The sequence below is a fragment of the Streptomyces europaeiscabiei genome, assembly GCF_001550375.1.
Taxonomy (GTDB): Bacteria; Actinomycetota; Actinomycetes; order Streptomycetales; family Streptomycetaceae; genus Streptomyces; species Streptomyces europaeiscabiei.
In genome coordinates, this window is sequence record NZ_LRTR01000804.1 from 18011 (window position 1) to 31834 (window position 13824).

The following is a 13824-nucleotide window of genomic DNA, read 5'->3' on the forward strand; positions in this document are numbered from 1 at the left end:
GAGAACCATGGACAGCGAGTTGGCCGCGTTGACCGCGTCAGGAGCGACCGCCCTGGTCTCACTCATGGTCACCGATTCCTGGACGCACGCCCGCGAACTCCTGCGGCGGTTCCTCTCACGCAACGATCCAGGCAACTCCACGATCACCGATCTGGACGCCGCGCGGGACCGGCTCCTCGCCTCCCAGTCCACTGGCCGTCCACACGAGGCCCGCGAGACCGTCGAACAGTGGGACGCATACCTACGACATCTGTTGGAGGCACGCGCCGTCTCCGGCGCCGAACTGCGCGAACTGCTCACGTCGTTGCAGCACCTCCAGAGCGGAGCCGCGCGGCCGGGCACCGTACACAACCACGTTAAAGGCGGTGTACACCACGGCCCAGTCATCCAATCAGGCCGGATCACCGGACTGACCATCCACGCCCACCACCCCGACCCGCCACAGGACTGAGTTCTGAGCACACAGGCTGTCGTGGGCGAGTCCGTGAGGCAGAGGGAAACGGTAGGTACCGGCGCCGTAGACGGAGTGGATCTGGTTGTCCGCCGCCCAGCTCAGCTCCAGTACCGCGCCGTCCAAGGCTCCGCCATCGACGACGGCCGCCAGCAGGTCGGGCCCGTTGGTGATCTGCGTGAACCAGCCCGCGCGCTGCGGCAGGGTGATAGGGACTGTAAAACGTTCGGCCCTGTCTCACATTCGGTGATGACGGAGCGTGCCGCTATCCGAGGAGGATGCGGTGGCGAAGGAGAGTGAAGCCTGCTCGTCCGTGCATCTGGCGCGCCATCCGCTTGGTCTTGGTGTTGACGCCCTCGGTGGGGCCGTTGCTGTACGGAAGCATGAGCGCGGCGATCCCGGCGTCGAGGTCCCGCTCCAGGCCCCGGGTGAAGGTGTGCAGGTGAGGCAGATCGACTGCGGGCCTGGACGATCCAGCGCGAGAGTGCGTCGGCATTTCCTGCGCAAGGCGTCAGGAGTTTGGCGAAGCCCCCCCGACAACGGCGGCCAGTTGGGTCATCTCGGGGCAGGCTGCGGTGATCCGGGCCAGCAGCTCGCGATGCTCGGCCTTGGGTTGTCGGGCCTGGTGAGGATCATCTGGGCGAGCCGGCGCGGGGAGATGTGGCTGCGGCCAGCGTCCGCGCGGCCCTGGTTGATGTACTTGTGCAGGGAGGTTGAGGCAGCCGGTGAAGCCGAGGGCCTTGATCTCTTCGAAGAGGTGCTTGACGGGGACCGCGGGGTCTTCGGCCCGGCGTTTGCGCAAGTACTCGCGGTAGGGGTCGACGAGGCTGGCACGGTACTTGGGGACGCAGAGCATCCGCTCGGGCCGGTCGGCTCGCGCGTAGCGTTTGACGGCGTTCAGCGCCAGCGGCGGGCGGCGGGTGCACTCAAGGCCCACGCCCTTCTCGAGCAGGCCGTGGATCTGATGCCGGCGTTCGAGGGTGGTCTGGGCGCGGGGCCCGTCGTACAGGGGCGCATCCAGCACGGTGGCCCAGCAACTGCTGTGGCCTTGACCTCGTTCAGGGCGGCTTCCCAGCGTCCCCCGGAGCGAGTAGCTTCCACTCGCCGTTCGTCCAGCGTGTGGGGCCGCCCGACGTGGGCAGCCGTATCACCAGCACGACATGCGAGGGGGACATGAGGAACGCCACTGGACCGCGTGGGCTGTTTGTTGGATCCAGCGGCGCCTGGGTACGAGCGCATCGCCATCGCTGACCAGGGGCGGAACGCGCTGTAGTGAGTGAGCCCGAAACACAGAAGCCCGACCGCTGAGCGGCCGGGCTCTGGTGGGTGGATTTATTGACTTTCCCCCTGGATGGGGCTTTTGCCCCTCCCGCAGTGTCGAGCCAACGCGCCAACGCGCCCGACAGCTGAAACAAACGGATTCGTCCGGGCTAGTGGACGAGTTCCCATGCGATTGTTGCCCGCTTGGACGGACTCCAATTAAGGGCTATTAAGAGTTGTTTCCCTCGACGTGTCAAATCCCCCGGCAGGCACTCGGACGAAGGGCCTGATTCCGCGCCTCTGGCCTGCATTGTTGCGCACCTGTTTGTTTCCTTAGTTTCGGTCCACGGATCGAGTCGGACGAAGTCGGATGCCGGGAAACAATGGCATCTTCCGGCCCGAAGTGATGGACCCGTGGGGCACATGTGTACGAAGTGAAATCCTCGGGCCAATGGTTCAAAATGCAAGGAAACAGGGTTAGTTGTGATGCGGTCGCGTGCGGGCTTATCTTGTTGAAAACGGAGCCCTGAACGGGTGATCTCGGTCAACGCCAACGCCGTGATCATGGATTTCTTTCCGGGTGCCGGGCTAGACAGGATCGAGATCAAGGAAAGAAATGACCATTCGCCGTTTCTCGCGTTCCCCCGGTAATTTTTCCATCTCCCGGGCCGGTACGCCGTACGGGACCGCTGCCTGCGTCACGGCTCCGGTCCCGTACGAGGAGTTCCTTTTCCTCCCCACCCGTTTCGTGGTGCTGGTGATCGTGATCATCTGCTACGTCGGAGGGTTCTTGGGTCTGCTCCGTGCAGGTCACGACCCCCTGGACATCGTCAGCGTCCTCTACCTCGCCTCCGGTGTGGCGGTCGACATGGCCCGCCGCGCCATTGGCCTGATGCGCCGCTGACGGCAGTACCCACGCCGCCCACCAGGGCAAATGCCGACCCCATCCGGGTCGGCATTTGCCGTATCACCACGAATACCGGAGGACGCGCTGATGGGGCGCCCCGAGAAACCGATCTTGTCGTACGACTGTGCTGCTGGAGGCTTCGCCTGCGTGCTGCGCGGCGCCCGTGAACGGGCTGGCTCACCCAACTACCGCACGATGGCGGAGACCGAGAGCTGCAGCGTCTCGTACTCCCAGCTCTCCAAGGCCGCCAGTGGCAACACCGTGCCGAGCTGGGCGGTCACCGAGTCATTCCTCAGCAGCCTCAACGAGCTGTCGATGAACGAGCGGCCGGGGGACCCGCCGGAGGACATCGGCATGTGGTTCGAGCGGTGGAAGAAGGCTGCGGAGCGCGAGGAGACCGAGGGCGCAGCGCCGCTGCGTCGCCGCCGGGCTCGCCACGCCCGGCCTGGCGAGCCGATGATCGTGCCCACCGCCGCCGACCCCACAAAGGCGACCACGCCGAAGGAGTTCATCGTCCAGCTGAAGATCCTTCAGGCCTGGTCCGGGCACAACCAGGCGGAGATCTGCAGGCGGTCCAAGGTGCCCACGAGCACGATGAGCAACACACTGGGGCGCTCCACGCTGCCCACGTGGTCGTTCGTGGAGAAATTCGTCACCGCGTGCGGAGGACGCAAGTCCAGCCTGCAAATCTGGCGGGACGCCTGGCGCAACATCTGTGTCATACCGCTCCTGGACGACGCCCCCACGGCCGGCGCCGGGGTGCGCATCGTTGAGGAGGCGCTGAATCTGGGATCCGACTCGGCGGGCGAGCAGGTCGCCGAGACCGTCGCCTACCTGAAGAAGGCCAAGAAGGCCAAGAAGGCGACGGGCGCCAGCATCCCGCGCCAGCGTCATGCCTGGTTGCAGGACGCAGTCGAGGGCAAGCCCGGCAGCGAGCTCGTACTTCTGACCAGCCTCGTGCCGGACTTCCCCCCGAGGCTCGGCCCCCCAGCGCGTCGCCCTTCTTGAGCAGACGTCACCAGCCCGTATCCGCGTCGACGAGCGCGGACTCAATCTCTGGACGCTAGCCCGGGGCCCACCAAGGGGTCCCGGGCTTCGCCGTGCACATGAACGTCGTACGGCTCAACGACCCGGTCCGTGACCGGTCACGGGTCGTACGGGCGGTGGTCCGCAGGCGAGTCCCGTTGAGTGGTCGACACCTTCTCTATGTCGGCAACCTTCTGCGGCACCACACTCCGCGACGTACGCACCGCGGAACAGGTCGACGAGCGGACCCTCGTCGACCGGCCGAGGGAAGTGGCGCGCCCATCGCTGATGCCAGCGCCGCACTCGAAGGTGCACCCGAGCCTCGCGCGGCGCCGGGCACGCTGGTTCGGCTGGACGGACTACCTGGCGACACGATCCCGTGCGCGTTCCCCGTGAGGCATAGACGCTGTGGGCCTAGCCCGGTTGAGGGCTGAGGCGGTCTGGGCCAAGCGGCAAGTGGTCTGCCCAGAGTGCGGGGCATTCGGCCTCGCCGGTGAGGTGAGGTCTACGTTCACCTGTCCTCGGCCTGCGGTGATGGTGACAGGGATGGGGCTGGGTGGTCCTCGATCCAGGACAGGCCTCCGATGTCGAGGCGGCGGCGGGTACGGGTGACGGCGACGTAGGCGAGACGGGCTTCGCCGTCGTCGATCGGACCGGGCATCGCATGACCGGTGTCGTCCAGTTGGTCGCTGTCCTTGGGCGGGGTGAAGTCGTCGGCGATTCTCACGCAAGGCCATTCGCGGCCCTTGGCCTTGTGGGCGGTGGAGACGGTGACCTCGGCCTGTTGCTCGGGGAGGAGTTGAGCAAGGGCGGACAGGACGGCGTCGGTGCCGTGGGTGTCGACGAGGTCGACCAGAGGCTGCAGGTCACGTCCGGCCGGATCGTGGGCGGCGTAGTCCTGAAGCTCACCCCAGGAGGGGAACAGGACCAATTCGGGATGGGTGGTGCAGCGGCCGTCCTTTAGATCACGGGCGGCCAGGGCCAGGGCGCGCAGGCTGTCTCCTCCCCCGACCAGGGCTACCCGGTACCCGGTAGTCAGCAGGTCCATGACCTGGGCGATGGCGCCAACGTTGGTGCGGCACAGCACCGCGTCGGGACGGGTGAGGGGACCGATTTCGGTGGGCACGGTCTCGGTGCCGGTGAGGCGGATCGGGGCATCGGCGATGGCCAGCCACCGGTTGGCCTCGTCGGCGAGGCGGGGGCCGAAGCGGAAGGACTGGGAGAGGGCGAGCTGGGTGCCGTCGAAGCCGGTCATGACGTCTTTGGCTCCACGCCAGTCGTAGATGGCCTGGGCGGAGTCGCCGACCATGACCAGCTGGGCGTGGTCGCGCTGGTCGAGGAAGATCTGCTCGACGACGGGGTTGGTGTCCTGAGCCTCGTCGAGGAGGAGGAACTCGGTGCCAATTTTCGGGCTCGTGAGGGCCCAGATTTTCAGGTAGTGGTCGTGGTCGAAGCGGACCGCGCCGTCGTCAGGGTGCTGAAGGTCGGTCCAGGCTTTTCGGGCGAAGGGGACGATGTGGGCGGCGAGTTGGGCGTGCAGGTCGCGGTCGTCCAGGCCGCGCAGGTGGGGGACGTGGTGGCGGGTGATGGCGGGGTCGGCGGTGTGGCAGAAGCGGGCCACCGTACGCAGGGCGGCGTTGGAGAGTGTTCGTTGTGACAGGTCGCGTTCGCCGATGCGGAGGGCTTTGGTGATGCCGAGGGCTTGTCCGGTCTGCCAGGCGTGGCGGCGGGGGGCGCCCAGGCGGTGGGTGTAGCGGTGGCCGATGGCGGCGTAGGCGAGGGCGTGGGCGGTCTTGCAGGTGACGGTGGGCGGGAAGCGGATGCGTGCGTCCTGGGCGATGGCCCGGTTGTAGGCGAGGTAGCGGCCGCGGCGCTGGGTGGCGTGGGCGAGCTGGGCCAGGGTGGTGGTTTTGCCGGTGCCTGCTCCGGCTTGAAGGGCCAGGTGGTCGCCTGTGTGGAAGGCGTCGGCTGCGGCTTGTTGTTCGTCGGTGGGGGTCAGCACGGCGTGGCTCCGGGGGTGAGGGTGAGGGCGCGGCCGACTGCGGCGAGGAGATGGGGTGCGGTGGTGTGGGCGAGCAGGTTCTGGACCTTGCGGTCGAGGCGCTCGGCTTCTGCGTCGGCGTGTCGGGCGAGGGCCCGGTGGAGGGCCATCTGGAGGAAGAGGCGGAGTGGTTGTCCCGCGCTGTCGGCGGCGGCCTGGAGGTCAGCGTGTGTGGCGGGCGGGTAGGCGAGGTTGAGGAGGATCTTGCCGTCCGCGTTGGGGTAGTGCGTGGTGATCACGTCGATGGGGAGCAGTGCGCCGGTCTGGTGGCGCAGTCGGTTGAGGGCCTTGCCTGGGGTTTTGGCGGATACCAGGGCCAGGAGGTGGGTGGTGTCGTGGTTGGCTGCGAGCGGCGTTGTGCGGGTGGCCTGGTGGAGTTCGGCTGGGGTGAGGGGCCGGGTCAGGGTGATGTCCAGGGCGTGGTGCGGCATTGTCATCCCTTCCCGTGGTGGTCGGGCGTGGTGTGGGGCAGGCGGGTGTGGATGTGTGCCGCGTGGAGGAGGGGGTCGAAGACCTGCCATCCGGCCAGGGCGAGGTCGGCGGCGCCGGGATTGGTGGCGTGGTTGGGGCAGCGCTGGGTGCGCCAGCGCATCTGCTCGGTGTACGGCAGGCGGCTGAGGTCGTAGACGGCCATGAGTGTGGCGGGCAGGGTGAGTTGGCCGCGTTGTGGGCTCGCGGGGTGCAGCGTCCATTGGCCTTGGGGGGTGTTGGGGTCGAGGACGGGCTGGGGGCAGCGGTGGCGGTGTCGGGTCTGGGCTACACACCGGATGCCTTCGATGGGGGTCTGGGCGAGGTAGCGGCCCAGGAGGAGTTGCACGATGGACCGGGCGGGGCGGTTGCTGTCGGCGGGTGGCTTGCAGGCGGCGGGCGGGGGAGGGGTGAAGACGCCGGTGTCGGTGAGGCGGCGGGTGCGGATGGCGAGGTGGCGGCGTACCGCGTCAAGGTGCGGGCCGGTCCGGGTGGTGGGGGTGCGGTCCGGGCAGAGCATGGCGTGCGGGACGCGGCACCAGGTGCTGCCGTCGCCGTGGGGGTGGGCGATGCCGCTGCTCAGGTGCCAGCGGCAGGATTCGGGGACGTGGGCGGCGGTCAGTTCGGCGGGGTGCAGGGCGATGGGCCGCTGGTCGGTGCGCTGGTAGAAGTCGATGCGGTTGCCGCATCGGCGGCAGCGGCCGCTCTGGCCGGCGCGCAGTAGGCGGCTGGGGCTGGTGGCGGTGACGCGTAGCGGGCGGCGCGTCGATATGGTGCGGGGGCTGCCGTCCCAGTGGCGGCCGGTGGAGAGGGTGTTGGGGTGCATGGCGGGGACCGTGTCAGGCGACACCCGGCGATGGTGGGGATGGACAGGGTGGTGTCCCCCGGGCGGCCCAGTGGCATCGAACGCGCATAGCAGTTGGCGTGCGCAGGTTTGATGCGTGCTCGCCGGTTCGGGTGAATCGTAAAACGGTGGGCGAGCGGGGGTAGTGCGGTCAGGAGTCTGGGGTGCCGGGTGGGGTGTGGTTGTCGCAGATGGGGCCCAGCAGGTGGTCGATGGGGACGTCGAAGGCGTGGGCGAGGGCGTGCCAGGTGGTGACGCTGCCGGTGGTGCGGCCGTGTTCGAGGTCGATGAGGGTGCGCCGGGCGAGGCCGCTGCGGGCGGCGAGTTCGTCGAGGGTCCAGCCGCGCGTGTCCCTCAGCCGCGCCAGCGTCACGCGCAGCGCAGTGAGGTCGGGTTCAGGCGGCAAGATCGCCACTCCACCATCCGACGGTGCAGACCCCTGCCCTGTCAGTGCGGGTTTCTGCACTATCGATGCAGGTGGACGACGGACGGTTCGGCACTGCGGGAGGGCAGGGATCTGCACTACGGTGCGGCCGACTCCCGCTCTTGCACTGGGAGGGCACGGCACCTGGACAGCACGGATTCGGAGGGGAGGGCAACGGGCCGATGCGCGTTGCGAGCACGCACGCCACGGTGCAGCGCATCTGGACGGTGGAGCTGCGCCCGCAGCCGGGCGGACCAGCTTTGGCCTGTCCTCACTGCACGCTGCACGGCCACCCCGTGCAGGCCGCCTCCGCACGGTCCGCGGCCCTGACCCATCTGGCCCGGCACGCCCGCACCGACGCTCTGCCGGGGCATCTGCGTACCTGCCAGTGCAGGGCACGCGGCTGCCAGTGGCATCCCCGCCACCGCGGCTGTGCAGGACCGGTGCTCCTCGCCCTCACCCGTGACCGCAGCGGCCGCACCTGGCGTCTCGCCGACGCCTGCGCCGCCTGCGCGGCTGCCACCAGTCACACGGCTGTTGTCCCCGCCACCCTCCTCGCCCCGCGACCTCCCGGACGCTCTCGGTGCCGGCCCGAGCCGCCGGGCGGCCCGGCCGAACGCACGCGGGTGCGGGAGATGCTCACCTATCTGGCAGCGGCACTCCCCCAGTTCACCTCCCCCGGCGCCCGCCTGCTCGCCCTGCAGTGCGCCCTGCGCTCCGACACCCACGGCTGTGTCCAGCTGCCCGGTGGCCTGCTGCGCGGCATGCGGCTGCACGGCCGCAGCGAGCTGTGGGAGGAACTGGAACACACACGCTGGCTACGCCGCCCAGCGGGCAAGTATCCGCGTTCGCAGGCGCAGCTGCTGGATGCCGCAGTTCTCTCCCAGCAGCCGGGCAGCCGAGCGCGAGCTCGCGCCGCCCACTGGGCCCTGCGCCCCACTCCCCTGGCACCGCCGACCGGACGGCCTGCGGCTTTGCAGCTGACTGCGCTGGCCCTGGCCTCGCACACCTCGGGGGGCGCCGGCAATACCGACATGAATGTGCTCGCCCGCCTGTGCGGACACTCACCTCATCAGACCGCCGAACTCCTCGACCGCCTGACGGCTTCACGCACGCTCACCGCCTGGCACCACAATCGCGAAACCGACGAAGTCTTCTGGCACCTGCCCCAACAGCACGGCCCGGCGAACCTCGACGGCACTGACTGCGGTGCATGGATGACAGTCCGGCTGTGAGCGCAGGACATCGCCCGGGCGGAACAACTGGCTCCGCCCGCCCGTACCATCGCTACACAGGAGCAGACTGCACCAGGTGCGGCCCGCCCATGACTCGATCAAGCCCTGCGGAATCACCGCCCAGCCCAGGCGCCCGCTCTGGGGGTTGCTTCAGCCCGCCACCGCGCCCCGAGGAAAGGCCAGCATCATGCCTGACACCCAGACCGCCACTACCGAACTGACATCGCAATACACGGCCCAGGTAGCGGGCGACCTTGAACGCAATGCCAAGGAGCAGGACCGCATCGGCGCGGAAATCAACGCGCTGCAGGAACAACTGCTCGCCCTGCAACACGACCACACCGTGCTGACGAGCATGCAAAAGGCACTTGGCGCCACAGACACCGCCGCGCAGCCTGCCCCCGAAGCCGCGGCAACGCCCTCGGTACCGCGGCAGAAGACCACCACGCAGCCCGCTACGGGCAAGCGGGTGCGGACGAAGAAGACTGCCGCCGCGCAAGGCGGCGAGGCGGTCAAGAAGACTGCCGCCAAGAAGCCCGAGGCCACAGCCAAGACGACGGCAGCGAAGGCGACCCAGCCCACCCTCGTCGAGCTGATCCGCCGCCACCTCGCCGATCAGGGCGAGCCCCGCTCCGCGGCGGAGATCGCCGCCGCACTCGGCGAGGCCCACCCCGACCGCACCATCAAGACCACCGTCGTACGCACCACAGTCGAGGGACTCGTCGCCAAGAGCCATGCCCAGCGCACCAAGCAGGGCAGCTCCGTCTACTACACCACCACCGGCACCCCGGAGACGGCCTCAACCGCGACGGCCCCAGCCAAGGACCAGCCCGAGACCAACTGATCACCGGGGTGCCCTTACTGGGCATGGCTGACCACCCCGCGCCCGTCCGACGAGACGACGAGCCTTGGGTGCGCCCCGGTGATGTGCACGCAGAAAGTGCCTTCCTGCTGTGGTGACAGAGACCTTGGACAAGCCGCATCGTCCCAGCTCAGAAGGCACTTTCGCGTTTCCGCTCAAGATCCGGACACTATGGCAGGTGAAAAGCACAGGCTAGATGTTGTTGATCTGAAAGGAGCCGATGCGGTCGTTCGCCCAGTCGCCCACGTAGGGCGTGTCATAGCCCCAGTAGGTTGCGCAGCAATCGCCGTCATAGCGGTACGCCGACTGGAAGTTGCAGCTGCTGTACGTCCTGAACGACGAGATGCTCCTGCTCCACAGGCCGGTGTCCAGCTTGTAGCCCGACAGGTCACAGGGGCCGTAGTCGCCGAACACCATGGTCGAGCCGCCGCCGTAGTTGGCGTGCTCGTACCAGGACATGAGCGGTGTCCGGGCGCTGTTGCGCGCTGCTGCTGCCGTCGCCCGGTCGTCGGAGCAGGTCCGGCTCTTCACCCGGGAGAACTTCTCGCCCGTCTTCACCGGCTCCACGACGATGGTGCAGTACTTACCTGTCGGCCGGGTGTCCGCCGCCCGCGCGGACGAGGCGGCCTCCGCCGGCGCGGCGACCGACGGGGTGGCCAGGGCCGTCGTGACCATGGACGCGGCGACCAGTCCGAGTGCGAACGAGGTTCGGCGGGGGCTCAGCGGATTCAGCTGCTTCAGTGGATTCATGTCTCTCCCGTTGGTGTGTGGCGGGAACCATTGCTCCTGCGACACCCCCATGGTCAATGGCGCCTCTCAGCCCACGCCACGCGTTTCGAGCACGGTCGAATGCCGCTGGTCATCCCATGCACCAACAGACCAAACACCAACAGGCCAAGCCGATCCACCGACCTGCTTGACCCGCCGGGTCAGGGAGGCGTGCCGAAGTTGAGCGAGCCCACATGTCCCGCCTGGACCACTGCGCCGTGCTGCACGCCGCGGGTGATCGTGTTGTGGACGGGCGCAACATAGGCAAGAGTGTTCGACCCATTGGTGCCTGTTGGTGTGCCTGCCCCGGACATGTGCTGCCCGACTGTTCCGTCGCAGCGAAGGCTGAGCAGTCTCACCGAAGCTTGAGCGGCTCGTCTGATCTATTTATGTCTACCGCGTCCCGTCCACGTCCTCACGCATGGCCGCGGGGCCTTCCCCGGTCGGCGCGGCTGCGGGGACGGGGGTGTCCGGGGCCAGCAGTCCCTCGGCGCGCAGCTCGTCCCACAGGGCGTCCGGAATCGGGCGCCGCAGCTGCTCCACCGTGTCGTGCACCTCCTGGGGGGAGCGCGCGCCGGTCAGGACGCTCGCGACCGCGGGATGGCCGAACGGGAAGCGCAGCGCGGCGGCGCGCAGTGGCACGTCATGGCGTTCGCAGACCGCGAGGAGTCGTAGCGCCCGGTCGAGGACCGGCTGCGGAGCCGGTGCGTAGTCGTACGTGGCGCCTGGCCGGGGGGCCGTCAGCAACCCGGAGTTGAACACCCCGCCGATGACGACGCTCCGGCCGCGGGCGGCGGCCTCGGGGAGCAGTTCGGCGAGCGCGTCGTGTTCCAGGAGGGTGTAGCGGCCGGCGAGGAGGACGACGTCGATGTCTGTCTCGCGCAGGAACCGGGCGGGCAGGGCGGACTGGTTCATGCCGACGCCGATCGCTCCGATCACGCCTTCGGCGCGCAGCCGCTCCAGCGCCGGGTACGCCTCGCGCAACGCCTGGTCGGCGTGGTCGTCGGGGTCGTGCAGCAGGGCCACGTCGACGTGGTCGAGGCCGAGACGTTCCAGGCTGGTCTCCAGGGAGCGCAGCACTCCGTCGGCGCTGAAGTCCCAGACGCGGCGGTGGACGGCCGGGACGGCGAAGCCATGGGCGAGGTCGTCGCCGGCGCCGCCCTCCGGGTCCGGCACGAGAAGCCGTCCCACCTTGGTGGCGAGGGTGTAGGTGTCACGGGGGCGGTCGCGCAGCGCGGCGCCGAGCCGCCGTTCCGACAGGCCGAGACCGTAGTGGGGCGCGGTGTCGAAGGTGCGGACACCGGCGTCCCAGGCCGCCTCCACCGTGGCATGGGCGGCCTCATCCGTGACCGGATGGAGAAGGTTGCCGAGGGCGGCACAGCCCAGCGCCAGTTCCGAGACCGGTACGGCGCTGCCGCCCAGCGTGGTGGTCCTCACGACCGGTCCACCGGGCGCAGCCGCAATCCCTGCATACCGCCGTCCACCGCGAGCGAGGTGCCGGTGACGGACGCCGCGGCCGGACTCGCCAGGTAGACGATCGCGGCCGCCACCTCGTCGGCGGTGACCAGGCGGCCCATGGGCTGGCGGGCGTTGAGTGCGGCCCGCTCGCCCTCGGGGTCGTCGGCTGAGTCGAGGAGCCGGCCGACCCAGGGGGTGTCGGCGGTGCCGGGGTTGACGCAGTTGACGCGGATGCCCTCGCGGACGTGGTCGGCGGCCATGGCGAGGGTCAGTGAGAGGACGGCGCCCTTGCTGGCGCAGTACAGGGCGCGCTGCGGCAGTCCCGCGGTGGCGCCTATCGAGCACGTGTTGACGACCGACGCGTGCGCGGAGCGGCGCAGGTGGGGCAGGGTGGCGCGCGTAGTGCGGACGATGCCGAGGACGTTGACGTCCAGGACCCGGTGCCACTGCTCGTCCGGGTTGTCCTCGACGGTGCCCACCGCGCCGATGCCCGCGTTGTTCACGAGGATGTCCAGGCCGCCGAGCCGTTCGGCGGCCTGTTCCACGGCGGCGCGCACGGAGACGTCGTCGGTGACGTCGGCCTGGAGGCCGAGCAACGGTTCACTGACACCGCCCGGGTCGAGGTCGAGCACGGCCACCGCCGCGCCCTGGGCCGCCAGTGCGCGGGCCGTGGCGAGCCCGATTCCGGACGCTCCGCCGGTGACGACGGCCCTGAGCCCGGACAGACCGATCATGCCGCCTCCTTCTGAGCAGCGCGGTCGGCCACCCAGAACGCGCCGTCCGGGTAGCGGTACTCGGCGATGGATTTCTCCCGCATGGTGGCGGAGAAACCGGGAATGAGCGGCGCGGTGTAGTGGCCGTCGCGCATCACCACGGGAGCGGTGAAGTGCTCGTGGAGGTGGTCGACGTACTCGATGACCCGGTCGTCCGTTGTTCCGGACAGCGCCAGGTAGTCGAACATCGACAGGTGCTGCACCAGCTCGCACAGACCCACACCGCCGGCGTGCGGGCACACCGGCACCCCGAACTTCGCGGCGAGGAGCAGGATCGCGAGGTTCTCGTTGACCCCGCCGACCCGGGCCGCGTCGATCTGGAGCACGTCGATGGCGCCGGCCTGGAGGAGCTGCTTGAAGACGATGCGGTTCTGCACGTGCTCGCCGGTGGCGACCTTCACGGGGGCCACCGCCCGCCGTACCGTGGCGTGGCCGAGGATGTCGTCGGGGCTGGTGGGCTCCTCGATCCAGTACGGGTCGAACTCGGCGAGCGCATTGGTCCACTCGATGGCCTCGTCCACGTTCCAGCGCTGGTTGGCGTCGATGGCGATGCGTACCCCGTCGCCGACAGCGGCGCGGGCGGTGCGCAGACGCCGGATGTCGTCGTCCAGGTCGGCGCCGACCTTGAGCTTGATCTGGGTGAAGCCGTCGGCGACGGCCTGCTTGGCCAGCCGGGTGAGCTTCCCGTCGGAGTAGCCGAGCCAGCCCGGTGACGTGGTGTAGCCGGGGTAGCCGCGCTCCAGCAGGACGGCCTCGCGCTGCGCGAGCCCGGTCCGGCCCTCGCGCAGAAGGGTGAGGGCGTCCTCGGGGGTGAGGGCGTCTGTGATGTAGCGGAAGTCGACCTGGGAGACCAGCCACTCGGGCTCCGCGTGGGCGAGCAGCCGCCACAGGGGCTGCCCGGCGCGCTTGGAGGCGAGATCCCAGACGGCGTTGACGACGGCACCGATGGCCATGTGCATCACGCCCTTCTCGGGGCCGAGCCAGCGCAGCTGGCTGTCGCCGATCAGGTCGCGGCTCAGCGAGCCCGGGTCGGCGCACAGCTCCTGAACCGAGCGGCCCACGACATGGGGTCGCAGAGCGTCGATCGCGGCGACCTGGACATCGTTGCCGCGGCCGATGGTGAAGGTGAAGCCGTGGCCTTCGTGGCCGTCGCCGGCGTCGGTGCGCAGTACGACGTAGGCAGCGGAGTAGTCGGGGTCCGGGTTCATCGCGTCCGACCCGTCCAGTTCCCGTGAGGTGGGGAAGCGGACGTCGTAGGTGTCGACCGCGGTGATCCGGGCGGAGGTTGTAGTCACGGGGGTGCTGCC

General features: G+C 69.2%; 13 protein-coding genes and 1 pseudogene. 5 read left to right on the plus strand and 9 right to left on the minus strand.

Annotation, left to right across the window (positions count from 1 at the left end; all coding sequences use genetic code 11):
• The first annotated feature begins 7 nt into the window (after nucleotides 1-7).
• Complete coding sequence (locus tag AWZ10_RS39620) at nucleotides 8-451, plus strand: hypothetical protein (RefSeq protein ID WP_060893480.1); 444 nt, start codon at nucleotides 8-10, stop codon at nucleotides 449-451.
• Nucleotides 452-716: 265 nt separating this feature from the next.
• Here the strand turns inward: AWZ10_RS39620 and AWZ10_RS39625 are convergent.
• A pseudogene (locus AWZ10_RS39625) lies at nucleotides 717-1522 on the minus strand (ISL3 family transposase); the annotation flags it as partial.
• 805 nt (nucleotides 1523-2327) lie between these two features.
• On the opposite strand from AWZ10_RS39625, the gene AWZ10_RS39630 reads away from it, so the two are divergent.
• Both AWZ10_RS39630 and AWZ10_RS39635 read left to right on the plus strand, forming a co-directional pair.
• A complete protein-coding gene (locus AWZ10_RS39630) occupies nucleotides 2328-2615 on the plus strand; it encodes a hypothetical protein (protein ID WP_060893481.1) in 288 nt (95 codons plus the stop codon).
• A 90-nt stretch (nucleotides 2616-2705) separates the two neighbouring features.
• The gene (locus tag AWZ10_RS39635) at nucleotides 2706-3626 is read left to right on the plus strand and encodes a helix-turn-helix domain-containing protein (protein ID WP_159058531.1); all 921 of its coding nucleotides are present in this window, start codon (nucleotides 2706-2708) and stop codon (nucleotides 3624-3626) included.
• A 529-nt stretch (nucleotides 3627-4155) separates the two neighbouring features.
• Here AWZ10_RS39635 and AWZ10_RS39645 read toward each other — a convergent pair.
• The 4 genes from AWZ10_RS39645 to AWZ10_RS39660 all read right to left on the minus strand — a co-directional run bounded on the left by AWZ10_RS39645 (nucleotide 4156) and on the right by AWZ10_RS39660 (nucleotide 7412).
• A complete protein-coding gene (locus AWZ10_RS39645) occupies nucleotides 4156-5643 on the minus strand; it encodes a UvrD-helicase domain-containing protein (protein ID WP_060893498.1) in 1488 nt (495 codons plus the stop codon).
• Nucleotides 5640-6122, minus strand: coding sequence for a hypothetical protein (locus AWZ10_RS39650; RefSeq protein ID WP_060893484.1), 483 nt, complete (start codon nucleotides 6120-6122; stop codon nucleotides 5640-5642). Before AWZ10_RS39650 ends, AWZ10_RS39645 begins: the two co-directional genes overlap by 4 nt.
• Nucleotides 6119-6979, minus strand: coding sequence for a DUF6083 domain-containing protein (locus AWZ10_RS39655; RefSeq protein WP_060893485.1), 861 nt, complete (start codon nucleotides 6977-6979; stop codon nucleotides 6119-6121). Before AWZ10_RS39655 ends, AWZ10_RS39650 begins: the two co-directional genes overlap by 4 nt.
• A 169-nt stretch (nucleotides 6980-7148) precedes the next feature.
• Entirely contained in the window at nucleotides 7149-7412 is a 264-nt protein-coding gene (locus AWZ10_RS39660) for a helix-turn-helix domain-containing protein (RefSeq protein WP_060893486.1), read from the minus strand.
• A gap of 191 nt (nucleotides 7413-7603) precedes the next feature.
• On the opposite strand from AWZ10_RS39660, the gene AWZ10_RS39665 reads away from it, so the two are divergent.
• A complete protein-coding gene (locus tag AWZ10_RS39665; RefSeq protein ID WP_060893487.1) occupies nucleotides 7604-8656 on the plus strand; it encodes a hypothetical protein in 1053 nt (350 codons plus the stop codon).
• Nucleotides 8657-8843: 187 nt separating this feature from the next.
• On the plus strand, nucleotides 8844-9500 hold the full coding sequence (locus tag AWZ10_RS39670) for a hypothetical protein (RefSeq protein WP_060893488.1): 657 nt from the start codon (nucleotides 8844-8846) through the stop codon (nucleotides 9498-9500).
• 210 nt (nucleotides 9501-9710) lie between these two features.
• Here the strand turns inward: AWZ10_RS39670 and AWZ10_RS39675 are convergent, their stop codons facing one another.
• From AWZ10_RS39675 to AWZ10_RS39690, 4 genes are all read right to left on the minus strand, one after another.
• Nucleotides 9711-10268 (minus strand): hypothetical protein, encoded by a 558-nt coding sequence (locus AWZ10_RS39675; RefSeq protein WP_060893489.1) that lies wholly within the window; start codon nucleotides 10266-10268, stop codon nucleotides 9711-9713.
• A 411-nt stretch (nucleotides 10269-10679) separates the two neighbouring features.
• Nucleotides 10680-11723 (minus strand): aldo/keto reductase, encoded by a 1044-nt coding sequence (locus tag AWZ10_RS39680; protein ID WP_060893490.1) that lies wholly within the window; start codon nucleotides 11721-11723, stop codon nucleotides 10680-10682.
• A complete protein-coding gene (locus AWZ10_RS39685) occupies nucleotides 11720-12478 on the minus strand; it encodes an SDR family NAD(P)-dependent oxidoreductase (RefSeq protein ID WP_060893491.1) in 759 nt (252 codons plus the stop codon). Before AWZ10_RS39685 ends, AWZ10_RS39680 begins: the two co-directional genes overlap by 4 nt.
• Entirely contained in the window at nucleotides 12475-13812 is a 1338-nt protein-coding gene (locus tag AWZ10_RS39690) for an L-fuconate dehydratase (RefSeq protein WP_060893499.1), read from the minus strand. The genes AWZ10_RS39685 and AWZ10_RS39690 overlap by 4 nt, the downstream gene beginning before the upstream one ends.
• Between the last annotated feature and the right edge of the window lie 12 nt (nucleotides 13813-13824).

Bases quoted from the DNA above. Each gene is read 5' to 3' on its own strand.
- AWZ10_RS39620 (WP_060893480.1), top strand. From the start codon at position 8: ATGGACAGCGAGTTGGCCGCGTTGACCGCGTCAGGAGCGACCGCCCTG.
- AWZ10_RS39630 (WP_060893481.1), top strand. From the start codon at position 2,328: ATGACCATTCGCCGTTTCTCGCGTTCCCCCGGTAATTTTTCCATCTCC.
- AWZ10_RS39635 (WP_159058531.1), top strand. From the start codon at position 2,706: ATGGGGCGCCCCGAGAAACCGATCTTGTCGTACGACTGTGCTGCTGGA.
- AWZ10_RS39650 (WP_060893484.1), bottom strand. From the start codon at position 6,122: ATGACAATGCCGCACCACGCCCTGGACATCACCCTGACCCGGCCCCTC.
- AWZ10_RS39655 (WP_060893485.1), bottom strand. From the start codon at position 6,979: ATGCACCCCAACACCCTCTCCACCGGCCGCCACTGGGACGGCAGCCCC.
- AWZ10_RS39665 (WP_060893487.1), top strand. From the start codon at position 7,604: ATGCGCGTTGCGAGCACGCACGCCACGGTGCAGCGCATCTGGACGGTG.
- AWZ10_RS39670 (WP_060893488.1), top strand. From the start codon at position 8,844: ATGCCTGACACCCAGACCGCCACTACCGAACTGACATCGCAATACACG.
- AWZ10_RS39675 (WP_060893489.1), bottom strand. From the start codon at position 10,268: ATGAATCCACTGAAGCAGCTGAATCCGCTGAGCCCCCGCCGAACCTCG.
- AWZ10_RS39685 (WP_060893491.1), bottom strand. From the start codon at position 12,478: ATGATCGGTCTGTCCGGGCTCAGGGCCGTCGTCACCGGCGGAGCGTCC.